This is a genomic window from Sphingomonas sp. S1-29 (assembly GCF_026167545.1).
Classification (GTDB): Bacteria; Pseudomonadota; Alphaproteobacteria; order Sphingomonadales; family Sphingomonadaceae; genus Sphingomonas.
Map to the genome: position 1 here is coordinate 2,823,149 of NZ_CP110678.1, position 26,138 is coordinate 2,849,286.

A 26,138-nucleotide genomic window follows, 5' to 3' on the forward strand; every position below is an offset into this window, starting at 1 on the left:
TCAGTTGGCTGTCATGGTGTTGTAACCTTGCAACAGGCTGTGGAGAGCGATGTGTACGACAGCGGACAGAGGGCTGGTGAGAGGCTCGGTCCCCGGATGGCGATCAACGGCGGCGGCACCGCTGGCGGGATGATCGAGGCGGCGACGAGGCCGCTGCTGTGGGTCGCGGCATGACCACCGGGCCGGTCCGATCGGTGCTTATCGTTGGCGGCGGGACCGCCGGCTGGATGGCCGCGGCAGCGTTGTCGCGCATGATCCCCACCGGGCTTTCGGTGACGCTGGTCGAATCCGACGCGATCGGAACGATCGGCGTGGGCGAGGCGACGATCCCGCCGATCCGCGCGTTCAATGCCGCGCTTGGTATCGACGAAGCCGAGTTCATTGCGGCGACGGCGGGCAGCTTCAAACTGGGGATCGAATTCGTCGGCTGGGGTGCGGCGGGCGAGCGCTACCTGCACCCCTTCGGCGTCTTCGGTTTCGATCAGGAGGGGGTTCGCTTCCACCAGCACTGGCTTCGGCGCCGCGCCGCGGGAGTCCGCGAAGACATTGCCGATTATGCGTTGTGCGCGGTCGCCGCGCGCGAAGGCCGGTTCATGCCCCCCGCGACCGATCCGGCGTCGGTGTTGTCGCAGATGAACCACGCCTATCACTTCGACGCCGGGCTGTACGCCGCGTTCCTGCGCACCCGCGCCGAACGCGCCGGGGTCGTTCGGGTCGAAGGCGAAGTGGTCGAAGCCATCAAGGAAGGCGAGCGCGGGAACGTCAGCGCGGTGCGACTGGCTGACGGCAGTGCATTGGCTGCCGATTTGTTCGTCGATTGCTCGGGCTTTCGTGGCCTGCTGATCGAAGGCGCGATGCAGGCGGGCTATGAAGACTGGACCCGCTGGCTGGCGTGCGACCGCGCGGTTGCGGTTCCCTGCGCCACCGGCGGCGACGGCCTGACGCCCTTTACGCGATCGACCGCGCGACCGGCGGGCTGGCAGTGGCGGATCCCGCTCCAGCACCGCACCGGCAACGGCTATGTCTATTCGAGCGCCTATCTGTCGGATGACGAGGCGACCGCAACCTTGCTCGCCCATCTCGACGGCCCCGCGCTGGCCGATCCGCGGCTGCTGCGCTTCACCGCGGGGCGGCGGCGGCGGCAGTGGATCGGGAATGTCGTCGCGCTGGGGCTCGCCGGGGGCTTTGCCGAACCGCTCGAATCGACGTCGATCCACATGGTCCAGAGCGGCATCTCGCGATTGCTCGCGCTATTCCCCGATCGCGAATTTTCGGGAGTCGAGGCGGCGACCTTCAATCGCCAGGCCGATGTTCAATATGATCAGGTCCGCGACTTTCTGGCGCTGCACTATCACCTCACCCGCCGCGACGATTCGCCCTTCTGGCGCGATGCCGCGGCGCGCGCGATCCCCGATACGCTGGCGGAGAAGATCGCCTTGTGGAAGCGCGCCGGTCGCGTGTTTCGCCGCGACGACGATCTGTTCGCCGAGGATAGCTGGGTTGCGGTGCTGCTCGGACAGGGGCTGGTGCCCGGTGGATGGGATCGGATGGCCGATCTTGCCGATCCCGCGATGGTCGAGCAGCGTTTCGCTCGGCTGCGCTCGCTGTTCGCCGACGCGGCAAGCCGCATGCCGCGCCATGCCGACTATATCGCGCGGGTAGCGCCTGGCCGGCGGCACGCAGCGTGACGCAGCGCATCGTGGTGTTGGGCGGCGGCACCGCCGGCTGGATGGCCGCGGCCACCGCGGCGCGGCTGCTGGGGCCCGCGGGCTGGACGGTGACCCTGGTCGAATCGGACGCGATACCCACCGTCGGCGTCGGCGAAGCGACGATCCCGCCGATCCGCACCTTCCACGCGATGCTGGGGGTCGACGAGGCCGATTTCCTGCGTGCGACGGGGGGCAGCTGGAAGCTCGGGATCCGGTTCGAAGGCTGGTCGGGGCAGGGCAGTTCGTACCTCCACGCCTTCGGACGTCCTGGCACCGATGTCGGCGGGCTGCCCTTCCACGCGCAATGGCTCCGCGCGCGCGCCGCGGGCCAGGCCGAAGCGCTCGAGCGTTACTGGCTCGAGGCGCGTGCGGCCGAGGAAGGGCGGTTCGCGCACCCGCTCGACAATGGCGATTCGCCGCTGTCGCGCATTACCTACGCCTATCATTTCGACGCCGGGCGCTATGCGACGTTTCTGCGCCGGCATGCCGAAGCGATGGGCGCGTCGCGCGTCGAAGGCACCGTCGAGGGCGTCGAGCGCGGCGCTGCCGGGATCGCGGCGCTGGTGCTGGCCGATGGCCGGCGGATCGAGGGCGATCTGTTCCTCGATTGCTCGGGCTTCGCGTCGTTGCTGCTGGGCGAGGCGCTCGGGGTCGGCTGGGTCGATTGGTCGCACTGGTTGCCGTGCGATCGCGCGGTCGCGGTGGCGTCGTCAGCCGATGCAGCGCCGCTGCCGCTGACTCGATCGATCGCGCACGCGGCGGGCTGGCAGTGGCGGATCCCGCTGCGGCACCGCACGGGAAACGGGCGGGTCTTTTGCTCGGCGTATCTCAGCGAGGATCAGGCGACCGCCGAGTTGCTGGCGTCGCTCGAGACGCCGCCGATCGCCGAGCCGCGGGTGCTGCGCTTCTCGACCGGGCATCGGCAGGCGTTCTGGGCGCAGAATTGCGTCGCCCTCGGGCTTGCGTCGGGGTTCATGGAGCCGCTCGAATCGACGAGCATCCATCTGGTGCAGGCGGGGCTGCAACATCTGCTGCAACATCTGCCTGGGGCAGCGGCGGGGCCGGACGCGGTGGCCGCGGCGCGCGCGCGCTACAACCGGGTGATGACCACCGAATTCGAACGGATCCGCGACTTCCTGGTCGCGCATTATTACCTCAACCAACGGCCCGAGCGCTTCTGGCAGGATCGCCGCGCGCAAACCCCGCCGCCCGGGCTCGCCGAAAAGCTTGCGCTGTTCGCAGGCGGCGGGCGGCTGTTCCGCGAGGATGACGAGCTGTTCAACGCCTGGAGTTGGCTCGCCTTGCTGACTGGGCAAGGCGCCCCCGCGCTTGGGCATGATCCGGTATGCGACGCCTGGCCGCTGGCGCGCGTTGCCGATCGGCTCGCACGGATCGAGGCGGTGGTGACCGCGTCGCTCGATCATATGCCCCCCCATGCCGAGGCATTGGCGCGGCTTGAATCGCTGCCGACCGACGCCGCGCTCGCAGCATGCTGAGCGGGCGAGCGATGCGCGCGTGCCAATCCGGTGCGTCGGCCGGGGTTGTCCGGCCCCATCGTGCTGTTACCTAGGAAGCCATGATCTCCTCTTTGTCACCGCTTCGGCCCGCCGACGAACGCGCCGCTGTCGATGCCGCAACCTTCGCCGCCGACGTCGCACCGCTCGCGCAACCGCTGGTGCTGCGCGGTCAGGTCGCCGCATGGCCCGCCGTCGCGGCGGCCAAGGCAGGCGACAACGCGATAGCCGACTATCTGGGGGGGCTTGAGGCCGGTGCCGCGCATCCGCTCGAGGTGCTGGTGTCGCCGCCCGAATTTGGCGGGCGGTTTTTCTATCGCGGCGACAATCTAGAAGGCTTCAACTTCAACCGCGAGCGCGCGCCGCTCAAGCTGTTGCTCAGCGAGCTGCTGCGGCTGGCGGCGTTGCCCGCAGGCGAGGCGCACTCGCTCTATGCCAACGCCGCGACAGCGCCCGAGCATCTGCCCGGATGGTCGGCGGGCAATCCGATCGATCTCGACCTTGGCGGCGCGGTGCCGCGGCTGTGGATCGGCAATGCCAGCCGCACCGCGACCCATTATGACGGCTCGACCAACCTTGCGTGCGTCGTGGCGGGGCGGCGGCGGTTCATCCTCTTTCCGCCCGAGCAGGTGGGCAATCTGTATCTGGGACCGCTCGACCGGACGCTGGCGGGTCCGCCTTCGTCGATGGTCGATCCTACCCAGCCCGATTTCGACCGCTACCCGCGCTTCGCCGAAGCGCTCGCCCACGCGGTCGTCGCTGACCTTGGGCCGGGCGATGCGATATTCGTCCCCGCGACCTGGTGGCACCATGTGCAGGCGTTCGATACGCTCAACGTCCTGTGCAATTATTGGTGGGATTTTGACCCCGCCAACTCGGCATTCCACGCGTTGGTCCATGCGATGATGGCGGTGCGCGATCGGCCGCAGTTCGAAAAGGAAGGCTGGCGCGCCTGGTTCGATCACTATGTCTTCAGCCCCTCGGCCGGCACCGCGGGCGATCATCTGCCCGCAAGCGCACGCGGGGTGCTTGCACCGGCGTCCGCCCAGCGTACCGAACGCATGCGCCAATATCTGTTGCGCGTGCTCGGTGGCAAATAAGCGGCGGTTGGGTGCCTAGGCCGGGCAGGAGCCCGATCGCGGACGGCTTGGCAACCGGCCTTACCCGACCCGCCGCATCATTCCTGCCAAAGCGTAACCGCCGAATTGCCCGTACTGCCGAAACCTTCGGTCGCCAGCACCTGATAGTGCATCGTGCCGAGCTGCATCCCCGCCTTGCGCCACGCCGCGACATGGTTGGCGAAGGTGATTTTCCGATCTTCGCCGAACGTCTGGCGCTGGGTCCGTACGCTCCAATATTGGTAGAAGGTCTGGGTGCCGCGGATCGATGGCTGCTCGACGCGCTGGGTGCGGTAAATGGTGTAGGTGCCGCCATCGCTGCGCACGGTGCCCAGCGGTTTCGCATCGTCGCCGGGCGGGGTGAAATTCGAACCCCAATCCTCGACGATATAATATTCGATCAGCGGATCGGTCGACCACCCGTAAAGCGTCTGATAGCTGTTGGTGCCCGCTTCGAACTGGTTGACCTTGTACCCGATCGTCCGCGTCTGCGATCCCACCCGCCAGCCTTTGCCGGCAACCAGATTTTCCCTGGTACCCAGGCGATAGTCGGTCGTGTAGCCGCCGCGCTGCCCCAGCGTCATGCAGGCATCACCGCTGCTTTTCCAGAAGGTGAAGAAATAGCCGTCGTGCATGCCGGTCTGGTTGGAGCAAAGCTGGCGGGTCGCCGGATCGGGCTGATGCGCGGCCGGAAGAAGGAGCGCGACGAGCGCAAGCGCGATTGGTTCGAAATATTTCATGACCGAGGGTATGCCGACCGACGATCCCAACTTCCACTGAAATTGTCGGAGGCGCGACTGGGTCGTCGAACGCTCGCTCGGCTGAAAGTTGCCGAATTGGCGCGCCGCGGCAATTCCGATGCGGCTGGCCTTCGGCATCGACCGCGCTACGATGCGGTCGGGCGACGCCGACCGGCCTTCGAGCATCGCGACGTGACGCCGGGTGCCGATCGCGCGCCGAACCCTGTTTGCTGACGGAGCATCTATGAGCCTCGACCGCCGCACCTTTTTCGCTGCCACCGCCGGATTCTCGCTGCTGCCCGGCCTTGCCACCGGCCAGGATGCCGCCCGAGAGAAGCGGCTGCGCGAAGATTGGGCATGGTGGGCGCGCTATGCCGACGACAATGCAAGGCTGCGATCCGCCGGGGAACCCGTCGGGGTGGTCTTCATGGGCGATTCGATCACCGAAGGCTGGCGCGACAAGCGTCCCGAATTTTTCCGCGAGGGGCGGGTGGGGCGTGGCATTAGTGGCCAGACGACCTCGCAGATGGTGCTTCGCATGATGCCCGACGTGATCGCGCTGCGTCCGCGCGCGGTGCACATCATGGCGGGGACCAACGATGTCGCCGGCAATACCGGGCCAATGACGCGCGCGCAGACGTACGATAATCTGATGGCGATGGCGCAGCTGGCGAAAGCGAACGGGATCGCGGTGCTGCTGGCGTCGGTTCCCCCCGCCGCTGGCTTCCCCTGGCGGCCGGGCCTTCCAACGATCGAGCCGATCGCCGAGATCAACGCCTGGATACGCGCCTATGCCGCGCGCATCGGCGCGACCCATGTCGATTATACCTCGGCGCTCGGCGACGGGCGGGGTGGCATGCGCAAGGGGCTGGCGCTCGACGGTGTTCACCCCGAAGCAGCGGGGTATGCCGCGATGGAGAAGGTGATCGAGCCTATCCTGCTGGGGATGAAGCTGTGACCTTCGACCGGCGCATGGTGGTGGCGGGCATGGCGGGGCTGGCCGGATCGCTCGCCTTCCCACGAATCGGTCAAGCCACGCCGGTATCGCGCGGCGTGGTGGCTCGCCACGGCCGGCTGCAGGTGCGCGGCAACCATATTGTCGGCGATCATGGCCGCCCGGTCACGCTGCGCGGCATGTCGCTGTTCTGGAGTCAGTGGCAGGGCCAATATTACAACGCCGACGCCGTCCGCTGGTTGTGCAGCGATTGGAAGATCGACGTTGTCCGCGCGGCGATGGGGGTCGACTCGGGCGGGTATCTGGCCAATCCCGCGGCCGAGCTGGCCAAGGTCGAAGCGGTAATCGACGCCGCCGTCGCCAACGATATCTACGTCATCGTCGACTGGCACGCGCACCAGCCCTATCCCGAGCAGGCCGCAGCATTCTTCGCGCGGATCGCGGGCAAGTACGGCGCGCTGCCGAACCTGATATACGAGCCGTATAACGAGCCGTTGGTCGAACATGGCTGGGCCGACGTGCTCAAACCGTATCACGCTGCCGTGCTGACCGCGATCCGGCGCGTCGATCGGCGCAATCTGGTGGTCGCCGGCACGCGCAGCTGGTCGCAGGATGTCGACGAGGCGGCGGCCGATCCGCTGGCCGATCCCAACCTTGCCTATACACTCCATTTCTATGCCGCCACGCATAAGCAGGCGCTGCAGGACAAGGCCGCCGCGGCGATGGCAAAGGGGGCGGCGCTGTTCGTCACCGAATATGGCACGACCCGCGCCGACGGCGATGGCGTGATCGACGCGACCCAAACCGGCATCTGGTGGGACTTTTTGGAGCAGCACCATATCGGCTACGTCAACTGGTCGGTGGCGGACAAAGCCGAGCTGTCGGCGGCATTGAAACCGGGTGCCGATCCCCGCGGCAAATGGGGGGAGGCGATGCTGACATCGTCGGGTAAGCTGGTCCGCAAGCGCCTGCGCACGATGGCGTGAACGCGCGGGACGATGGGGGACCGGGGGGGATTACCGCAACTGGTTACGCTCGGCCCCGCATCACCACGGCCGAATACCCTCCCAATATGCCGCCGCTATAATCCCCTGTTGCCACCAGCACCGCGCCATCCACGGCAAATGCCACCGCGCGGTCGGACAGGTTGAACGCACAGCGCAAGGTTGCGCCGCCCGGATGCGCGCGCTCCAGCACCAGCACCGCCTTGTCCGCCGAGACGACGCGCGAGGAACCTGATCGCAGCGCGGGTTCCGCGCGGCGCAGTGCGATGAGCCGCCTGGTCCAGTGCAGCAGCGAATCGCCATCGGCCTCCTGCTGGTCCACCGCCAACGCGCCATGATCGGCCCCATGGGGCAGCCAGGGATCGATCGAACCGAAGCCGCGATCCTTGGCATCGCCTTGCCAGGGCATCGGCGTACGCACGCCGTCGCGCGACAGCGTTATCGGCCAGTTGGCGATCGCTTCGGGATCGACCAGCCGGTCGAAGGGTATCTCCACTTGTCCCAGCCCCAATTCTTCGCCCTGGTACAGGATCGCATTGCCGCGCAGGCTCAGCAGCAGCAGCATCTTCATCCGCGCGAACGCTCGCGCATGCGCGGGGGCCGTCCACCGCGAGACCGCGCGCGGCGCATCGTGATTCTCGAACGCCCAGCTCGGCCAACCATGATCGGGCGCATCGGGCCAAACCGAAAGCGCATCCACCACCAGCGCGGGCGTCAGCGCTTCGGCATAGAGGAAGTTGAAGCCATAGGCGCTGTCGAGCCGCGCCGCGCCTTGCGTATACAACGCCATTTCCTGCGCCCAGTGATCGCCGCCGACTTCGGCCATCGAGAATGTGGCGCCATAGGATCGCATCTCGGCCGCCAGCCGTTCGATGAAGACGGGAATATCGGGATGCGACTGGTTGTGGATCTTGTCCTGGAAATCGAACGAACGCCGGCGCGCGCGGTTGGTCGGCGGTAGCGGCGGATTATCCCTCAGCAAAGGATCGTGCATCGCGAAATTGAGCGCATCGAAGCGAAAGCCATCGACGCCGCGCTCGAGCCAGAACCGCGCCGCGCCCAGCATCGCTTCCTGCACCTGCGGATGATGGAGGTTCAGATCGGGCTGTTCGACCAGGAAATTGTGCAGATAATATTGCGTGCGCCGCGCATCCCACTGCCATGCCGGGCCACCGAATACCGATTGCCAGTTCGATGGCGGCGATCCATCGGGCTTGGGATCGGCCCAGACATACCAGTCGGCCTTTGCGTTGTCGCGGCTGGAGCGGCTTTCGACGAACCAGGGATGTCGGTCCGACGAATGCGAATAGACCTGATCGATCAGCACTTTCAGCCCGAGCCGATGCGCCTTGGCCACCAGGGCGTCGAAATCGGCAATCGTCCCGAATACCGGGTCGACCCCGCAGAAATCGGCGACGTCATAGCCCGAATCGCGCATCGGCGAAGTGAAGAAGGGCGACAGCCAGATCGCATCGACACCCAGGCTGGCCACATGGTCGAGCCGCTGGGTGATGCCGGGCAGGTCGCCGACGCCGTCGCCATTGGCATCGGCAAAGCTGCGGGGATAAATCTGATAGATCACCGCCCCCTTCCACCAAGGCTCGGCGTTGGCGAGCAGCGATCTTGGCGCAGTGCTCACCGCGACTCCTTTGCCGCGCAGACAATCGTCGAGAATGGCGCGATCGTCACTGCGACCGATCCGGGTGCCGTAGCCGTCGTCGGACAGCCGGTGCCGTACAGCGCAGTAAAATCGGTCGAGCGCGTCTCGACCTCGATATTGGCGGCAATTGGCGCGGCGGAGGTGTTGAACGCGATCACCACCTCGGCATCGCTTGCCGGGTCGAAGCGGCTGACGGCGAACAGCCCCGGTACACCTTCGCCCGAAGCATCGTGATACGCACGCGTCACCTGCCGCCCGCGCGTCAGCGCCGGGGTCGCGACGCGCAGCTTCGACAAGGTGGCGATGGTCTGGAACAGCGGATGATCGGTGCGGAAATGATCCTCGCGATGCGTCCGCGCGGTGCCGACCAGCTTTTCTTCCAGATAGGTCGCGGCGCTTGATGCGAACATCGTCTGGCGCGAATCCTGATCATTGCCCTTGCCCGCAAAACCCTGTTCGTCGCCGTAATAGATCGTGGGGACGCCGCGCAGCGTCAGCAGCATCTCGTGCCCCAGCCGAGTCCGCGCGAGCAACTCGGCGTCGTCGGCTTGCGGATTGGCTCTGGTCACGAACATCGCGAAGCGCCCCTGATCGTGGTTGCCGATGAAGGTCGGCAATTGCAGCGCGGCGGGCTCGCCCCCGGCATACATCGCATCGCCCCAGAATAATTTGGCGAGCGCGGCGGTCGGCTTGCCCTCCGCCACGGTCTGCTGAACCGCTGTCGCAAACGCGAAATCCAGCACACTCGGCAATTTGTCGACGACGGTGTGACGCTGCAACAAGCCGATTTCCAGCTCGCTCCACGCCGCTTCGCCGAAGATATGGAAATTGGGAATGCCCTTCGCCTTCGCGCGGTCGAGCATCGCCGGGGTGAACTTGGTCCAGAATTCGGGGTTCACATGCCGCGCGGTATCGATGCGAAAGCCATCGACGCCGAACCGGTCGATCCAGTCGCCATAAATGTTGATCATGCCCTGCGCCACGCGCGGGCTCTCGGTCATCAGATCGTCCAGCCCGACGAAATCGCCCATCGTCGAGCTTTCGTTGGAGAACATTGTGTTGCCGCGGTTATGATAGTGGATCGGCTCGTTCAGCCATGCCGGAACCTTGATCGCACGTTCCTGGGGCTTTATTTTCACGCCATACGCGTAATTCGGGTCGGTCAGCCGCGCGAAATTCTGCGTCGTCATCACCCGATCGCCGGCAAAGCCCCGATTGATCGGCTCGCCCTTCGGCCCGCCGCGCGTGGCATAGGGATAATCGGCCCGGCTGCGATAGGCGCAGGTCGCCTTGCCCTCGCATTCGGCGAAATAGAACACATCGGCGGTGTGGTTGGCGATGATGTCCATATACACCTTCATGCCGCGCGCATGCGCCGCCGCCACCAGCGCGGTGAAATCGGTATCGGCCCCCAGATGCGGATCGACCGTGGTGAAATCGGTGATCCAATAGCCGTGATATCCCGCCGATTCCTCGCCCTTGCCGCCCTGCATCGGCTTGTTCTTGAACACCGGTGTCAGCCAGATCGCGGTCATTCCCAGCGACTGGATATAGTCGAGCCGGTCGATCAGCCCCTTGATGTCGCCGCCATGGAAAAAGCCCTTATGCGTCGGGTCGAACCCATGCGCGAACCGGTCGCCCGCGATCCCGCCGCGATCGTTGCGCCGATCGCCATTGGCGAAGCGATCGGGCAGCACGAAATAGATCACTTCGTCCTGCGGCAACCGCTGTCTCAATTCGAGCGGCGGCGCGGTTTGTTGCGCGGCGACCGGCGGGGCGGCGATGATGGCTATCGCCATCGCGGTGGCTAGCGTGCGGATCATGCATTCACTCCTTGCTGCGCAGGGTTGCCGGCAAGCTGCGCCAGCAGATCGGCATGGGCAGGCATCGCCGCGCCGGTGCGCGCCGCGACGTCGGCCACGCCATCGAGAAAGGCCTTGAGATCGGCGCTCGGCACCGCATCGGCGAGCGGATGCCAGGCATCGGGCATCACTTCCTGGCCGATCAGCACCTGCGTCCAGCCCGGTTCGGCGAACAACTCGCCCTCGCGCCGCGACAGTCGCGCTGAAGATCGCCACAGCGCCAATTTGCGGTCGAGCTCGGGTGGTAATTTCCGCGTCCGCGCCGCGTCCCAGAACGGCTCGCCGATGCGCGCATTGGCGTGGTAATGGAGGACGAGAAAGTCGCGGATGAAATGAAGCTCTAGCCGCGACTCGTTGTTATATTCGGCGCGGTCGGCATCGCTGATCCGGCCGGCCGGCAGAAACCCCAGGATGCGCGCGATCGCGGTCTGGATCAGGTGGATGCTGGTCGATTCGAGCGGTTCCAGAAACCCGCTGGCCAGCCCCACCGCCACGCAGTTTCGCACCCAGGCTTGCTCGCGCCGGCCCGCGGTGAATCGCAGCGGACGCGGCTCCGCCAGCGCCTCGCCATCGAGATTCGCGAGCAGCGTCGCCGCCGCCTCGTCGTCCGAAATATGCTTGCTGTCGTACACATACCCGTTGCCGGTGCGGTGCTGCAACGGGATGCGCCATTGCCATCCCGCCTTTTGCGCGGTCGCGCGCGTATAGGGTATTGGCACCGCAACCCGCGCCGAGGGCACCGCCAGCGCGCGGTCGCAGGGCAGCCAATCGCTCCAGTCCTCATAGCCCGCACCCAGCGCGCCGCCGATCAACAGCGCACCAAAGCCCGTGCAGTCGATGAACAGATCCCCCGCGACCCGCCGGTCGCCCTCGATCAACAGCGCCGAAATGTCGCCGCCATCGTCGCGCTCGACCGACAGGATCCGCCCCTCCTGCCGGATCACCCCGCGCGCCTCGGCGTAACGCCGCAGGAACGCCGCATACAGCCCGGCATCGAAGTGGAAGGCATAGGGCATTGGCGGCACCGGTCCCCGGGCCTCGAACCGCGCAAACCCGCCGCGCAACGCCGCGACATTGTTGAGCGAATAGTCGCCGAAATCCGCCGCAAACCCCTGGGATCGCGCGCGCAACCAGTAATGGTGGAAACCCAGCAGCCCCAGCGGGCGCCCCGTATCGCCAAAGCCGTGCAGATAGGAATGGCCGGGCTGCACCCAGTCGCGAAATTCGATCCCGAGCTTGATCGTTCCCTGCGTGGCGCGCAGAAACGCATCCTCGTCGATGCCCAAATGCTTGTTGAACAACGATATCTGCGGGATCGTCGCTTCCCCGACACCCACCGTGCCGATCGCCTCGGATTCGACGAGCACGATCCGCCAGCCCGGCGCCAGGAAGCGCGCGAACGCCGCCGCTGCCATCCATCCCGCGGTGCCGCCCCCCGCGATTACGATGGTCCGGTCGTCGCGCATATATGCGTCCCCATTTGCGAGCCCGCGCCTCGCTCGCTGGGGTTCCCAGGAAGCGAGGCGAGGGGCCCGTTACCTCAGAACCGCACCGTCGCACCCGCCAGGAAACGACGGCCATATTGTTGGAAATCAACAATTGCCCGCTCGTCGCGCGGATCGACCGTGACGAAGGGTTCGTCGGTCAGGTTCTGGCCTTGCACGAACAGCGACACGCCCTCGAGCGCCGATCCCGCCTGGAAATCATAGCCGATCTGCGCGTCGATGATCATTTCATCGAGCGCACGACGGCGCACCCGATTGGCGCCAAAGCCCGACAATTCGCCGATGAAGGTCGAGCGATAGCGCACCGAGCCCCGCGCGTTGAAGCCCCACTTCTCGAAAAAGGCGGTGCCGTTCGCTACCCAGCGCGAATAGCCCGGAATGTCCTCCGAGGGCGCACCCGGCGTCGGCTGGATCTGCGTTTCGGTATAGCTCAGGCCACCGGTAACGCCGAACCCGTCGAGCGCCCCGGCAAGCTCGCCAAAGGGCAGCGTTCCTGCAAGCTCGACCCCATAGATAGTGCCGCCCTCGCCGTTGATCGGCTGGTTCAGGAGGCCGATATTGGTGGCGGGCTGCACCCCGATGGGCTTGGGATAGGAGGTGAAGTCGAACTCTTGTTCCAGATTGTACACGAAGCTTTGCAGGTCCTTGTAAAAGCCCTGCAACGCGATGTAGCCGCGCGTCCCGAAGTACTTCTCGATCGTGGCGTCATAGGAATTCGAACGGATCGGCCGCAACTGCGGATTGCCGCCACTGCCTTGATAGATGCCGCCGGGGACACCGGTGTTGATCCCGTAATTGATCGCGACGCGCATGTCGTCGAGCCGCGCGCGCTGCATCTGGCGCGCCGCCGCAACGCGGAACACCCAGTCGCTGGGCAGCCGCAACGACAGGTTCACGCTCGGCAGCACATCGATATAGTCGTCGCCCGCCACGGTCGGCTGGAGCGCGCCGCCCGCCGCGACGAGTCCCGACGATTTCTGCACCGTCGAGACGAACTGCACGCCGAAATTGCCCGTCAGCACCGCGGTGCCGACCTCCTGATCGACATTGGCCTGCAGATACGCTGCCATGACGTCTTCGTTGATCTGGAACGCCTTGGCAGGCACGTCGAGGCTGGTATTCCGGATGAGGTCGTAAACGCCGCCCTCCAGCAGCTCGGCGGGGTTGTAGCTGAGCATCGGCCCCAGCCCCAGATAGCTTAGATTGGTCGATCCCAGCAGATATTCGCTCGGGATCTGCTGCTGGAACGCGCCGCCTCTCAGCACCAGCAATGATTCGTCGGGCGTCAGTGCTTTTTCGCGCCGCGTATAGTTCAGGCCGAACTGGATCGACCGCAGGAAGCCCTCCAGCTCTTTCTCGACTTCGCCGCGATATTGCTGGATTTCGTCGCGAACCTGGCGATCGTTGAAATATCCAGCCTGGACATTCGCTCCGCCCCAGCCGCGCGGATCGGTCAGCAGGATCAGATTGGGGTCCGAATAATTCAGCGTCGGGCTGAACACCGTGCCGCTGGTACCGCTTTGGAAACCGATCGTATCGGACGCCCCGGTATCGAGACCATAGCCGGTCCCGGCGTAGCTTTCGATGATCGTCTCGCTGCGATCGGTCTTCGAATAGCTGATGTCGACGAAGAGGTTCCAGCCGTCATCGCCTTCGTATTTCTGGTTGAGGCCGAAGGAGTAGAGCTTGGCCTTGCGCTCGAAGGAATCGTTGCGGACCACGCCTTCGACATTGGTGAAGGTGCCGCCCGTCACGAAGTTGTTGTCGACGACCGGGTTCAGCAACTGCGGTCGGGTCGCTTGCGGGCCATCGCCGTCGAACGCCAGCGGCAGTTCGATACCCCGCTTGATCTGCGGATCGTCGAAATCCGAGAAGAATCCGTCGAGCGTGATCGTATAGTTCGGCGCAGGCTGCCATTGCAGCGTCCCCTGCAGCCCCAGCCGCTTCAGGTTGGTCGACGTGACATAGCTCTTCGATCCGCCGATCACCCCGGCATCGGGGTTCGCCGGACCCGCGCCCGCATAGCCCCAGGCGTTGAATTCCTGAATCTGGTACGGTTCGTCGAGATAGTTGGCCGATAGCGCGATGCCGATCGTATCGTTGGCGAACTGATCGACATAGGTGCCGAACACGCGGTAGCCATATTCCTTCGATCCGGCATTGAGCTTGCCAAGATCGGTGTAGGTGCCGCGGCCGCCGATCGCGAGCGTACGCTTGCCATATTCGAGCGGGCGGATGGTGCGCAGGTCGACCGTGCCCGAAAGGCCCTGGCCGATCAGGTTCGATTGTGCGGTCTTGTAGACCAGCACCTGGTTGACGACCTCGGACGGATATTGGTCATATTCGACCGCGCGATTATCGCCGGTGGACGTCTGCTCGCGACCATTGAGTAGCGTCGTCGAGAAATCGGGCGCGAAACCGCGGATCGATATCGCGTTCGAGCGGCCCGACACACGCTGCGACGTCAGGCCCGGGAGGCGTGCGATCGATTCCGCGATCGACGCGTCGGGCAGGCGACCAATATCCTCCGCCGAGATCGATTCGACGACCAGATCGCGTTCTTTCTTCGCGGCAACGGCGTTCTCAAGGCTCTGGCGAAACCCCGTTACGACGATCTCTTCGGATTCGGCCTCGGCGGGCGGCGTTTCCTGCACGTCCTGTGCGATCGCCGGCGTGGCAAACGCGATCATGGAAAGCGCTATGGTGGTGGTGCTGACGCCGGACAAAGGCGCGCGACAGATCGATGATTTCATTCGGTCTCTCCCCTATCTGTGACCCGCTTGTTCCCGCGGCTTGTTCTATTGTTCGCTGCGCCGCCTTTGACGAACGCGGCACGTAAGGGTGGGGATAGGTCGAGTTGCGGGATGTCGAACAGATGGCATACGTATGTCATCGTGCGATCCGCGTGACCGGTGGATCCGCGCGAGGATGCCGCCATGCGCGCAGCATCGCTTTACGCACGCGCGCCGATCGCTTAGCTTGCAAGGCCATAGGCTATGCAGGCCGAACATCCGGGAGAGGAACAGCTTGGTGGCCCGATCGGCGTCACAGCGCCCCACGTCGTTCGACATCGCCTATCGCGCAGGCGTGTCGCAACCGACGGTATCGCGTGCGCTGCGTGGCAGCCCGTCGGTCAGCGCCGCTACCCGCGCTCGGATCGAAGCAATTGCCCGGGAGCTGAATTATGCGGTCGACAAGAACGCATCGAACCTGCGCAGCCAGCAGTCCCATACGATCGCGCTGTTGTTTTTCGAGGATGTGACCGCCGACGGTTCGCTGATCAATCCCTTCTTCCTGTCGATGCTGGGCGCGATCACCCGCGGCGCAGGGAAGGCGGGCTATGATCTTCTGATCTCGTTTCAGCATCATGCGGGTGACTGCCCGAAAAGCTACGAGGACAGTCGCAAGGCCGATGGCATCATCCTGCTCGGCTATGGTGATTACCAACAATATCGGCCCCGGCTCGAACAACTTTACGCGCAAGGGACGCATTTCGTCCGCTGGGGATCGCCCGAACACGGCGATCGCGGCACGACAATCGGGTGCGACAATCGCGCGGGCGGGCGCGTGGCGACCGAGCATCTGTTGCACCAAGGGCGTCGCAGGATCGGGTTTCTCGGCGCATGCGACAACCATTCTCCCGAATTTCGCGAACGCTGGCTGGGCTATTGCGATGCACATCATGCCGCCGGGATCGAACCCGATCCAGCGTTGCAGGTCGATGCGATAACCTTGGAAGCGGCGGGGCATCGCGCGGTCCACACGTTGACCGCGCGCGGCGGTGCATTTGACGCGATCTTCGCCGCCAGCGACCTGATCGCGATCGGCGCGATGCACGCGCTGCAGGAATGCGGCAAACAGATACCGAACGACATCGCGGTCGTAGGCTATGACGATATCCCCGCCGCGCATCAGGCAAGCCCGCCACTGACGACGGTGCAGCAGGATGCGCAACTCGCCGGCGATGCGCTGGTAAATGCGCTGCTCGCACGGCTCGAACAACGCGAGCCGGTTAGCTGCTTGTTGCCCGTATCGCTCAAAATCCGGGCCAGCAGTGTCGCGCATACGACTGTATAAGGGTCTGTATCTCCTCCCGCTCAGCGTCGCGAAGGATGAACTCGGCGAGTACGGCGCGCGTAGAGAAGAGGGACAGCGATGACCGAGCAAGGCGGCAAGCCGCAACAGGGCTTTTGGGGGCTTTGGTCGATCTCGTTCGGTTTTCTGGGGGTTCAGATCGGCTTTGCGCTGCAAAATGCCAACGCCAGCCGGATATTCCAGGCGCTCGGCACGCCGATCGAAAATCTTGCGCTGATGTGGATGGCAGCACCGCTGACCGGCCTGCTCGTGCAGCCGATCGTCGGGCATTATAGCGATCGAACCTGGACCCGCCTCGGCCGCCGTCGCCCCTATTTTCTCGTCGGTGCCATACTCTGCACCGTCGCGTTGCTGTTCATGCCCAATTCGCCCGCGATCTGGGCAGCCGCGGTCACCTTGTGGATATTGGACGCCTCGCTCAACGTCACGATGGAGCCCTTCCGCGCCTTTGTCGGCGATATGCTGCGGCGCGCGCAGCGGCCCGCGGGTTACGCCTTCCAGACCGCGTTCATTGGCGTGGGCGCAGTGATTGCGAGCCTGGCGCCGTATGTGCTGACCGAGCTCGGCGTGCCCAATGTCGCGCCCGAGGGGCAAATCCCCGATACGGTGCGGTTCAGCTTCTATATCGGTGCCGCCGCATTGCTGCTGGCGGTATTGTGGACGGTGTTCGGCACGCGCGAATATAGCCCCGAACAACAGGCGCTGTACGCTGTCGCCGATGGCGAGCTACCGCCCCCGCCGCATCACGTTCCCACCGCAACCCCCGCAACCGGACCCTATTGGCTGGTGGGCGGGTTGCTCGCGGCGCTCGCGGCCTTCGCGCTGTCGCTCAAGTCCGAGGCGTATCTGGTATCGATCGGCCTGGTGGTATTTGGCATCGCGCAGATCGTCTCGCGCCGGTTGATTGCTGCCGGGCGTGGCGACAATCTGCTCAGCCACGTCGTCAACGATCTGGCGACGATGCCCGAGACGATGCGCCGCCTCGCGCTTGTCCAGTTCTTCACCTGGGGGGCGTTGTTCATCCTGTGGATCTATTCGGTGCCGGTGGTCGCGCAAAATGCGTTTGGCACCGATGACCCCGCTTCTGCAGCCTATAATCAGGCGGGCAATTGGGTGGGGGTGCTATTCGCGATCTATTCGGGGGTTGCGGCGATTTGCGCCTTTGCACTGCCGCTGCTGTCAAAGGCTCTGGGTCCGGTGCGAACCCATATGATCGCCTTGTCCGCCGGGGCGACCGGGTTTGTCGGCCTGTTCGTCATCCGCGATGCCACGCTGCTGATCGCCGCGATGATCGGCATCGGCATCGCCTGGGCGTCGATCCTGACCATGCCCTATGTCATCCTCGCCAATACGCTGCCGCAGCATAAGCTGGGCGTCTACATGGGGATCTTCAATTTCTTCGTGGTGCTGCCACAATTGATCGTCGCTGCGTTGATGGGCGCATTGATCGACGCGGTGTTCCCGACCGATCCGGGATATACCATGCTCATCGCCGCTGCAGTGATGGCGGTCGCGGTGCTGGCGATGCGGCGCGTGAAGGTTTGATTTCGCTTGTCGAATTCGCGCAGCCGTGGTCCGTCTGGACCTCAGATCTGCGAATAGGGCGTCGGGCTCAGGATCTGGTTGTCGATTCCGGTGGTGATTTCGGGGTCGGTAAGTCCGGGTGTCGTGATCAGGCGGCGCCACGCCGGATCCGCCCCGAAGCTGCTCCAGCTTCGTTCGCGCGCCGCGAAATCCGGGAACGTCAGCAGATAGGTCAGGCTCGGCAGGCGTGAGCCCGTCAGGTCCTGGGCGAAGAAGACCGGCGTCAGGCCGTTGCGGCGAAATATCTCGATCTCGCCGCCGGTGTCGAACATCTCGATCTTGGTCGCGCCCGCCTTGTCGCTATGGCTGAAATACGTCCGCAGTTCGAAGATGCGGGGCTTGTTGGCGCCCGCGGCGGCTGGAACCTCGACGCGCGGAAAATGGGGGAAGGCGCGCATCAGCTTCACGTCGAGCGAGGCGTAAGGCGGCCCTTCGGGCGTGGCGTCGGCAAACGGCTCGGCGGCCTTTGCATAGCCCTGGTCATCGGCCAGCTTGCCGGGCAGCTCCACGAAGTCGGCGATCGAGGGATAGGGGACGAGGACATGGACGCTCGGGCTTCCCGGGCCGATGGCCACCGTGAACGCACCGATGGGGCCACAACCCACGCGGCGCGCCGCCGGGATGAAGGCATCGCGAAGATAGGCGTCGAGGCGCGCCTTCATCCCGCCGTGAACCAGGCGGTAGGTCCGAAGCTCGTAGACCTCGGGGGTCACCGCCGCGGCGCGGCGCTGCGCCCGGGCGCCGGTGCTCGCGAGCGTTACACCACCGGCGGCAGCCCCTGCGAGCACCGAACGTCGATCAATTGGGTACGCCATCATGTCCTCGCAAAGCCGTTTGTCGCGGTACGAAGCCGATGTCGCGGGCGTCGTCAATCCACAAGGGTTCGACCACCGCGCCGCCTGCTTGAGATGCGGCAGGGCGCTCGGCGGTTGAAAACCAATCGATTGGCTGCGATCTGCCGACAACAGTGCACGACGCCCGCGCGCGGGAAGATCGGGAGAGGTCGATGTTCAAGCTCAAGCGATCCGTTATGGCCTGCCTCCTCCTCGTAGCGGGCGGCATGGCGGCGGATGCGCAGGTGCCGGCGGCCAACAGGCTGACCGCGGCCGAGCGCGCGGCGGGCTGGACGCTCCTCGTCGACGGTCGCGACCTGTCGGGATGGCGGTCCTTTGCCGGCGGCGACGCGCCGCCGACCTGGCGCGTGCAGGATGGCGCGATCGTGCTGGTCAAGGACGACGGCCAGATGAGCGGGACCGACCTCGTCACCGCCAAAAGCTTCGGCGCGTTCGAACTCACGCTCGATTGGAAGGTGGCGAAAGGCGGCAATAGCGGCGTCCTCTATCTGGCGCGCAACATCCCGCAAACGCGGCAGGTGTATGAAACCGGGCTCGAGATGCAGGTGCTCGACGATGCGGGGCATGCCGATGGCAAGATCCCCTCGCACCGGGCGGGCGCGCTCTACGACATGACCGTGCCGCCCCCCGGCACCGCGCGCCCGGCAGGCAGCTGGAACCGGGCGCGGCTGCTCGTCGAGCCGGGACGCATCCGGCAATGGCTCAACGGCGTGATGACCGCCGATGTCTCCTACGGCGACGATGCCTGGCGGCGGCGCGTGGCGGGCTCGAAATTCGCGAAAATGCCCTATTTCGGCACCTTCGCCAGCGGCGTCATCGCGCTGCAGGATCATGGCGAGCCGGTCGCGTTCAGGAACATCAAGCTGCGCCCGATCGCCGCGAGCGCCGTGGCGGACAAACCGTGAGCCGCGGTCCAGCGACCGCCCCCGCAGACGTCATCATCGTCGGCTCGGGCGCTGCCGGCGGCATGGCGGCGTACAGCCTCACCAAGGCCGGGCTGCGCTGCCTGATGCTCGAGGCGGGGCGCGACTATGACCCGCAGCAGGAGGTCAACATGCTCGCGCCCGAAAGCGACGCGCCGCTCCGGGGCAGCGCGACCCCCGACAAGCCGTTCGGCTATTTCGACGCGACCGTCGACGGCGGCTGGGAGGTCGATGGCGAGCCCTATACCTCGACCGAGGGCAGCGGTTTTCGCTGGTGGCGGCCGCGAATGCTGGGCGGGCGCACCAATCACTGGGGTCGCCACGTGCCGCGCTGGGGTGCCTATGACTTCAAGCCGTTTTCGCGCGACGGGCTCGGCGTCGACTGGCCGATCGGCTATGACGATGTCGCCCCCTACTACGACCGGGTCGAGAAGATGATTGGCGTCAATGGCGGTCCGATCGGCCTCGAGAACCATCCCGATTCGCCCGCCGACTGCCTGATGCCGCCGCCCGCGCCGCGCGTGCCCGAGCTGCTGCTCAAGGCGACCGCCGAGAGCATGGGCATTCCCGTGCGGGCGGCGCATACCGCGGTGCTGACGCGCGACATGCCCGATCCCGTCGCGCCGCGAAGCGCCTGCTTCAACGCGACGCCGTGCAGCCGCGGCTGCACGATCGGCGCGATGTTCCAGACGACGACCTCGTTCCTGCCGATGGCGAAGGCGACGGGGCGGTTGACGGTGGTCACCGACGCGATGGTCGCGCGCGTGCTAACGAACCAGGCGGGCCGGGCCACGGGCGTCGAATATGTCGATCGCAAGACGGGCGTGCGGCATCGGGTCAGCGCGCGCGCCGTGGTGCTGGCGGCGGGCACGGGCGAGACGACACGCTTGCTCCTCAATTCGGGTGAGCCGGGCCGGGGGCTTGCCAATGCGTCGGGCGAGCTCGGCCGCAACCTGACCGACTCCACCGGCGCGTCGTTCAGCGCCTTCATCCCCGGCCTTGCCGACCGGCCGCGCTATAACGAGGACGGCATCGGCGGGCAGCACGTCTACATCCCGTTCTGGCTGTACCAGGAGCAGCAGCGCGGCGAGCTCGACTTCGCGCGCGGCTATCATTTCGAGGTGTGGGGGCGCTTCGGCGTTCCCTCCCCCAACGTCCTGCCGCGGGTGTGGGGCGCGGACCTGAAAAAGGCGGTGCGTAGCGCGTCGGGGGCGACGATCGGGCTGTCGCTGCGCGGCGAGATGATCCCCAATAAGCAGACCTATTGCGAGATCGATCCGGGGGTGAAGGATCGCTTTGGCATCCCGGTGCTGCGCTTCGCCTTCCGCTTCTCGCGCCACGAGGTGAATCAGGTCGCGCATGGCCGCCGCATCGCGCACGCGTTGTTCGAACGCATGAACGGCCGGATCCTCGACGACCCGAGCCTGCCGCCCGAGAAGATCATGGCTGCGGGCGGCGAGATCATCCACGAGCTCGGCACCGCGCGGATGGGCACCGATGCGCGAACGTCGGTGGTCGACAGCTATGGCCGCGCCTGGGACGTCGACAATCTCGTTCTGATGGACGGCGCGATCTTCGCCTCGGGCGCGCACAAGAACCCCACGCTCACCATCCTGGCGCTCGCGCTGCGCGCCTCGGAGCAACTGGCCGCGCGCTTCAAGTCGGGAGCCTTCGCATGACGCCCTCGCGCCGGACGACGCTGCAATGGATGATCGCCGCGGCGGCAACCCCGCTCGCGCGCTGGATGCCCCCCGCCTCCGCTGCGGAGGGGGCGAGTACGCCGTTGCTCGGCCCGATCGCCGACTGGCCGGGCGCGCCGCCGCTTCCTACGACAAAGGGCTATGGTCGCGACCCGACGCTGATGGAGCCCAAGGTCGCTTGGCCGCTGACGCTGACCAGGGCGCAGCGCACGACCATCGACCTGCTCGGCGACATGATCCTTCCCGCAGACGATGTGTCGCCCGGCGCAGGGCAGCTCGGCGTCGGCGCGTTCATCGACGAATGGATCAGCGCGCCCTATCCGACGCAGCAGGGCGATCGCGCGACGGTCCTCGGCGGCCTCGACTGGCTCGACCGACAGAGCATCGCCCAGCACCGGAAGGCTTTCGCGGTGATTGGCGAGCCGATGCGGGGCACAATGCTCGATGCGCTGTGCGCCGCGGCGCCTGCCGGGAAACTAGAAATGCCCGTCAAGTTCATAGATCGGCTGCGCCATCTGTTCGTGCTGGGCTTCTACACCTTGCCCGAGGGAAAGAAGGACATGGGCTATGTCGGCGACCAGCCCACCGAAGGCCCGTATCCCGGCCCGTCGGTGGACGCGCGGACGCACCTTGCTGCGCTGCTGGCGGAGCTGAAGCTCGGCGTGCGCACGACTTGAAGGCTCGCCGCTCGTCGCGCGCCGGGGGCGCGGCAGGAGCGGAATAGACGTCGCGCCGGTTCGAGGGGCGCCGTAAAAGGTGCGTCAGCGGGGTCCACGAAGCCAAATGTTCATCGGCCGATCGCCGTACCGCGGACGATAACAGCTTCAGCCATTCGTCAACTCGGTCCAATGACCATTCCGATCCCGGCGGCAGTTTCTTTGCTAGAAGCGATTGAACCACGGGGGGCGGCCGCCGCGTTCGGCGCAACGGCTTCTGTGGGATCGGTTTCGCCAAGTTCATATATTTGTTCATCCCGTGGGGGTGATTCGTGCAATCCTATGACACCGGTTCGGTGTCACCGTCAGGCAACCGCAACGATCTCATCACTATGCGCGGTGCTACTTCCAGCAGCGGCTCCTCACCGCCAGCACTCCGTAAGCGGGCTGCGTATCGGCCAAGGAAAATATGAGAGGTGAGCTGATCAGCGAAAGCCGTTATCAGGGCGGCATGATCACCCGAGCCTAGTTTCCTTTCTCGTCGAAAGCCCTGTGCGGTATCCGGCAACTTCGTATCGCTCGTAGGTGGCGCGTTCAAAGCCAGCCATTGTCGCGAGCGATGCGACCGGCTTCGATGCGGTTCGATGCCCCGAGCTTGGCTGCTGCCTCCGACAGGTAATTGCGTACCGTCCCCGGTGACAGCGTGAGCGAGCGCCCGATCTGCTTGTTCGAATGGCCTTCCTGCGCCAGCCGCAAGATTGCGCGTTCGCGATCGGAAAGCGGGTCCGACGCGGCGAACGCCGCGGTGGCGGCGAGGTCGGGGTCGATCACGCGGCCGCCCGCCGCGACGCGACGGATCGCGTCGGCCAGTCGATCGGCGGGGCTGTCCTTGAGCAGATAGCCCGACACGCCGGCGTCAATCGCGCGGCGAAGATAGCCCGCGCGGCCGAAGGTCGTCACGATTAGCACCCGCGTGGCCGAGCGTTCCTGCGCCAGCTGCGTCGCCACCTCGATTCCCGTCAGCCCGGGCATCTCGATGTCCGACAGCAGCAAGTGCGGCCCGAGCGATCGTGCCAGGTCGAGCGCCTTCACCCCGTCAGGGGCGCGTCCGACCACCTCGATGTCGGTCTCCAAGGCGAGCAGCGAAGCCAGCGCGCCGAGCACCATCGCCTGATCCTCGGCGATCACGATACGGATCATGCCACAGCCGCCGGCACCGCGGCGGTGACCCGGGTGCCGCTACCACGCGCCTCGACGCGCAGCCGTCCGCCCGCGGCCGAAAGGCGGGCGCGCATGCCGCGCAGGCCCGAACCCTCGCGAAACTGGCCGCCTCGGCCATCGTCGGACACGATCAGCGCGACGGCGGTTCCGTCGTCCTGCAGCGCGATCGTGCAGCTCGTCGCGGCGGCGTGGCGGATCACGTTGGTGATCGACTCGCGCAGCGCCATCGCCAGCACCGCGCTATTGGCGGCGGAGGTCGCAAGCTCCTCGCCGATCACGGTGCAGGCGACGCCCGCGGTCCGCAACGCAGCGCGCGACGCCTCGATCTCGCGCGCCAGGCCGGTGTGGTGCATGTCGGCGACCGTGGCGCGGACCTCGGCCAGCCCGCCGCGCGCAGCCTGGCCCACTTCGTCGATCTCGCGCTTGGCCGCGGCGGGATCGGTATCGGCAAGGCGCGCGGCCAGATCGGATTTGAGCGCGATCAACGTCAGCGTACGCCCCAGCAGGTCGTGCAGATCGCGCGCGATCCGCTCGCGCTCGGCCTCTCGCGCCAGCAGGCGAACTTCCTCCTGCGCGCGAAGCAGCGCGCCGTGCTTCTCGCCAAGCGCGAGCCCCGCCATCTTGCCGTACACGACCATGGCTTCGAACAGCGGCACCATCACCGCGACATACCAGGGCAGGCCCGCGCCGATCACTGCGATGATCGACACCAGCATCAGCCCGGCGACGAGGCGCACTGCATGGCGCGCGGGCCGCAGCTCTGCCGCCGTTGAACACGCATACACCGCAAGCACCGCCCAATTGCCCCCGAACGGGATCATCGCAATCGCCAGCGCCATCATCAGGATCGCCGATGCGATGATCCGGCGGCCCGAAACGCGTGCGGCGTAGATGTAGAGCGCGAGAAACAGCGCCAGCCCGGCGGCGGACGCGACCAGGTCGAGCGTGTTCGGCGGATTGCCAAGCCAAGGCACCCCGAACAGCGGCAGATAGACCAGCCAGATCCATGGGCCACGAACGTCGACCAGGCGCTGGTACCAGCGCTGGCCGCCAACCCCTGGAGTCGCGTTCGGTTGCATATGGGCGATGGTCGCTGGCGGTTGGCCGGCGGTCAAGCCGGGCTTCGCCGCCAGCCACCCACCGCGAACCACGCGGCCGCGGCCGAAATCGCGACCAGTGTGAGCAAGTGCAGCCATATCGCGCCCTGCGGTGGAACGCCGATCGTCGCGAGCGCGAGCTGCCCAAGATGGAACGACGGCGTCGCCCACGCGATCTGTTGCATCCAGCCGGGCAGGATCGTGACCGGCATCCACAGGCCGCCGAGGATAGAGAACCCGAGATACAGCGCGTTCGACGCGGCGATCGCGCCCTTTGAGCCGAGTCGCATCCCGGCCGCGAAGCCCAGTAAGGCGAACGGCACGACCGACAGCAGATGCACCGCCACCAGCAAGCTCCATTGCTGGGGACGCAGGCTGACCCCGCCGAGCAACGCGAGGCCGTAGATCAACCCCAGCGCCATCGCCGCCATCGCTCCGGCCGCCACCAGCTTGGCGAAGACATAGGCGCCCGCAGGAAGCGGCGACACCCGCTTCAATTCGATCAGCCCGTTTTCGCGTTCGATCGCGACACCTGCGCCAAAGCCGAACAGGGCAGGGCCGGTGGCGGCGAACACCCCGAAGGTCGCGAGCGAATATGCCGCGGCGTCGGGGCCGGCCTTGTTGAGCGCGACCGCGAACAAGCCGTAGAAGGCCGCGGGGGTAATGATCGTCGGCAGGGTGAATTGGGGCAGGCGAAGGCTCTTGCGCAGTTCGGCGACGCTTTCGCGCCCGAAGACGCCGAGCGGATCGGCAATGGCGGTGTCCATCACGCTGCCCTTTTCATGCTGGAGAGATGGCTGAGGGCGTCCTCGAGCGAGGCGGCGGTGATCGTGAGGTCGCAGATCGTGGGATCGGTGCCGAGCAGCGCGCGCGCCGTCGCCGCGCCGTCGGCGACCATGAGCGTGGCAGCAGCGCCGTTCCGGTCGATCGAGCGCACGCCGGGGAGCGCCGCGAGCTGGTGCTTCGAAAGCGCGGTGCGGCAGCGGATCGTCGAACCCGCGACTCGCGCCTTGATCGCGGCGGGGGCATCGTCGGCGATGATCCGCCCCTCGTCGATCACGATGATCCGGTCGGCCAGCGCATCGGCCTCTTCGAGATAATGGGTGGTCAGTAGTACCGCCGCGCCGCCATCGGCCTCGTCGCGCACCGTCGTCCAAAGCTGCCGCCGCGCTTCGTGATCGAGGCCGGTGGTCGGCTCGTCTAGCACGAGCAGGTCGGGGCGGCCGCAGATCGCCAGCGCGTAATGCAGCCGGCGTTGCTGCCCGCCCGAAAGCTTGCCAGCGGGGCGCGCTTCGAGCCCCTCGAGCCCCGCCAGCGCGATGGTGGCCGTCACCTCGCGCGGGTATCGGTAATAACCCGACTGCAGCGTGATGAGCTCGAGTACCGTCAGCACGTCGGGAAGACCGCCGCTCTGGAGCATCACCCCCATGCGCGCGCGCGCCGCCGGCCGGGCGGGATCGAGCCCGAAGAGCTCGACCTGGCCGCTGGCGGGCGCCAGCCTGCCGGTCAGGATGCCGACGCAGGTCGTCTTGCCCGCGCCATTCGGCCCCAGCAGCGCGGTGACTTCGCCCGCGCGGACCTCGAGCGCGATGTCGTCCAGCACCAGATGGTTCTCGAAGCGCTTGGATATGCCGTCGAGCCGCGCGACCACGGCCATGGTGTCTGTGCCCATTGCTTGCTCCCTTGCAGGTGCAATCATCGACGGAGATCGGTCTTGGACCAGTGCGACTTGTCAGGTTGGAGGGGTGACAGTTGTCACTAAGCCTAACCGCGCTTGAACTGCTTGGATATCGCTTCGTGCTCGTTGTACGTCTTCAGTCCGACGTTAACCGCAGCGTCCGATATGGTCCCTGCACCAATTCTCCACTTCCGCTGCGACGATCATCCTTCGTCGCCGGACCATGCCTGCGCGCGCGGCTGATATGCGGTCCTCGCAAATGA

At 66.1% G+C, this 26,138-nt stretch carries 21 protein-coding genes; 11 read left to right on the top strand and 10 right to left on the bottom strand.

All coding sequences use genetic code 11. The annotated features are described in order from the left end of the window. The first annotated feature begins 51 nt into the window (after positions 1-51). The 4 genes from OKW76_RS13480 (at position 52) to OKW76_RS13495 (ending at position 4,323) form a co-directional block, all read left to right on the top strand. Complete coding sequence (locus OKW76_RS13480; RefSeq protein WP_265549372.1) at positions 52-174, top strand: hypothetical protein; 123 nt, start codon at positions 52-54, stop codon at positions 172-174. Further along, positions 171-1,688, top strand: coding sequence for a tryptophan halogenase family protein (locus OKW76_RS13485; protein ID WP_265549373.1), 1,518 nt, complete (start codon positions 171-173; stop codon positions 1,686-1,688). Before OKW76_RS13480 ends, OKW76_RS13485 begins: the two co-directional genes overlap by 4 nt. Beyond that, positions 1,685-3,205 (top strand): tryptophan halogenase family protein, encoded by a 1,521-nt coding sequence (locus OKW76_RS13490; RefSeq protein WP_265549374.1) that lies wholly within the window; start codon positions 1,685-1,687, stop codon positions 3,203-3,205. Before OKW76_RS13485 ends, OKW76_RS13490 begins: the two co-directional genes overlap by 4 nt. Before the next feature lie 80 nt (positions 3,206-3,285). After that, positions 3,286-4,323: a cupin-like domain-containing protein gene (locus OKW76_RS13495; RefSeq protein WP_265549375.1), complete on the top strand. Its 1,038-nt coding sequence runs from the start codon at positions 3,286-3,288 to the stop codon at positions 4,321-4,323. A 77-nt stretch (positions 4,324-4,400) separates the two neighbouring features. Here OKW76_RS13495 and OKW76_RS13500 read toward each other — a convergent pair whose 3' ends face one another. Further along, entirely contained in the window at positions 4,401-5,081 is a 681-nt protein-coding gene (locus OKW76_RS13500) for a glycoside hydrolase family 11 protein (RefSeq protein WP_265549376.1), read from the bottom strand. A gap of 244 nt (positions 5,082-5,325) precedes the next feature. Between OKW76_RS13500 and OKW76_RS13505 the strand changes: the two genes are divergently transcribed. After that, positions 5,326-6,039, top strand: a complete 714-nt coding sequence (locus OKW76_RS13505; protein WP_265549377.1) for a GDSL-type esterase/lipase family protein — start codon at positions 5,326-5,328, stop codon at positions 6,037-6,039. Then, positions 6,036-7,022 (top strand): glycoside hydrolase family 5 protein, encoded by a 987-nt coding sequence (locus OKW76_RS13510; RefSeq protein ID WP_265549378.1) that lies wholly within the window; start codon positions 6,036-6,038, stop codon positions 7,020-7,022. The genes OKW76_RS13505 and OKW76_RS13510 overlap by 4 nt, the downstream gene beginning before the upstream one ends. A gap of 43 nt (positions 7,023-7,065) precedes the next feature. On the opposite strand, the gene OKW76_RS13515 is transcribed toward OKW76_RS13510, so the two are convergent. From OKW76_RS13515 to OKW76_RS13530, 4 genes are all read right to left on the bottom strand, one after another. Continuing rightward, positions 7,066-8,679, bottom strand: a complete 1,614-nt coding sequence (locus OKW76_RS13515) for an alpha-amylase family glycosyl hydrolase (RefSeq protein WP_265549379.1) — start codon at positions 8,677-8,679, stop codon at positions 7,066-7,068. Next, positions 8,676-10,523: an alpha-amylase family glycosyl hydrolase gene (locus OKW76_RS13520; RefSeq protein WP_265549380.1), complete on the bottom strand. Its 1,848-nt coding sequence runs from the start codon at positions 10,521-10,523 to the stop codon at positions 8,676-8,678. The genes OKW76_RS13515 and OKW76_RS13520 overlap by 4 nt, the downstream gene beginning before the upstream one ends. Continuing rightward, positions 10,520-12,028: a tryptophan halogenase family protein gene (locus tag OKW76_RS13525; RefSeq protein WP_265549381.1), complete on the bottom strand. Its 1,509-nt coding sequence runs from the start codon at positions 12,026-12,028 to the stop codon at positions 10,520-10,522. The genes OKW76_RS13520 and OKW76_RS13525 overlap by 4 nt, the downstream gene beginning before the upstream one ends. Before the next feature lie 74 nt (positions 12,029-12,102). Next, positions 12,103-14,757 (bottom strand): TonB-dependent receptor, encoded by a 2,655-nt coding sequence (locus OKW76_RS13530; protein ID WP_265549382.1) that lies wholly within the window; start codon positions 14,755-14,757, stop codon positions 12,103-12,105. 340 nt (positions 14,758-15,097) lie between these two features. Between OKW76_RS13530 and OKW76_RS13535 the strand changes: the two genes are divergently transcribed. Continuing rightward, entirely contained in the window at positions 15,098-16,144 is a 1,047-nt protein-coding gene (locus tag OKW76_RS13535; protein ID WP_265549383.1) for a LacI family DNA-binding transcriptional regulator, read from the top strand. 78 nt (positions 16,145-16,222) lie between these two features. After that, the gene (locus tag OKW76_RS13540) at positions 16,223-17,707 is read left to right on the top strand and encodes an MFS transporter (RefSeq protein WP_265549384.1); all 1,485 of its coding nucleotides are present in this window, start codon (positions 16,223-16,225) and stop codon (positions 17,705-17,707) included. 41 nt (positions 17,708-17,748) lie between these two features. Here the strand turns inward: OKW76_RS13540 and OKW76_RS13545 are convergent, their stop codons facing one another. Next, positions 17,749-18,711 carry an NIPSNAP family protein gene (locus tag OKW76_RS13545; RefSeq protein WP_265549385.1) on the bottom strand — a complete coding sequence of 321 codons (963 nt, stop codon included), beginning with the start codon at positions 18,709-18,711 and terminating at the stop codon, positions 17,749-17,751. A 2-nt stretch (positions 18,712-18,713) separates the two neighbouring features. Here OKW76_RS13545 and OKW76_RS13550 point away from each other — a divergent pair, with 2 nt between their 5' ends. The 3 genes from OKW76_RS13550 to OKW76_RS13560 are packed head-to-tail and all read left to right on the top strand — an operon-like array spanning position 18,714 to position 21,900. Further along, positions 18,714-19,505, top strand: coding sequence for a 3-keto-disaccharide hydrolase (locus OKW76_RS13550; RefSeq protein WP_265549386.1), 792 nt, complete (start codon positions 18,714-18,716; stop codon positions 19,503-19,505). Beyond that, positions 19,502-21,202, top strand: a complete 1,701-nt coding sequence (locus OKW76_RS13555) for a GMC family oxidoreductase (protein ID WP_265549387.1) — start codon at positions 19,502-19,504, stop codon at positions 21,200-21,202. Before OKW76_RS13550 ends, OKW76_RS13555 begins: the two co-directional genes overlap by 4 nt. Next, on the top strand, positions 21,199-21,900 hold the full coding sequence (locus OKW76_RS13560) for a gluconate 2-dehydrogenase subunit 3 family protein (RefSeq protein WP_265549388.1): 702 nt from the start codon (positions 21,199-21,201) through the stop codon (positions 21,898-21,900). Before OKW76_RS13555 ends, OKW76_RS13560 begins: the two co-directional genes overlap by 4 nt. Positions 21,901-22,473: 573 nt before the next feature. Here OKW76_RS13560 and OKW76_RS13565 read toward each other — a convergent pair. From OKW76_RS13565 to OKW76_RS13580, 4 genes are read right to left on the bottom strand one after another with little or no spacing between them, the layout of a single operon-like run. After that, the gene (locus OKW76_RS13565) at positions 22,474-23,079 is read right to left on the bottom strand and encodes a response regulator transcription factor (RefSeq protein ID WP_265549389.1); all 606 of its coding nucleotides are present in this window, start codon (positions 23,077-23,079) and stop codon (positions 22,474-22,476) included. Continuing rightward, positions 23,076-24,179, bottom strand: a complete 1,104-nt coding sequence (locus OKW76_RS13570) for a sensor histidine kinase (protein ID WP_265549390.1) — start codon at positions 24,177-24,179, stop codon at positions 23,076-23,078. The genes OKW76_RS13565 and OKW76_RS13570 overlap by 4 nt, the downstream gene beginning before the upstream one ends. 32 nt (positions 24,180-24,211) lie before the next feature. Then, the gene (locus OKW76_RS13575) at positions 24,212-24,964 is read right to left on the bottom strand and encodes an ABC transporter permease (protein ID WP_265549391.1); all 753 of its coding nucleotides are present in this window, start codon (positions 24,962-24,964) and stop codon (positions 24,212-24,214) included. Continuing rightward, positions 24,964-25,869, bottom strand: a complete 906-nt coding sequence (locus OKW76_RS13580; protein ID WP_265549392.1) for an ABC transporter ATP-binding protein — start codon at positions 25,867-25,869, stop codon at positions 24,964-24,966. The genes OKW76_RS13575 and OKW76_RS13580 overlap by 1 nt, the downstream gene beginning before the upstream one ends. Positions 25,870-26,138: the final 269 nt, after the last annotated feature.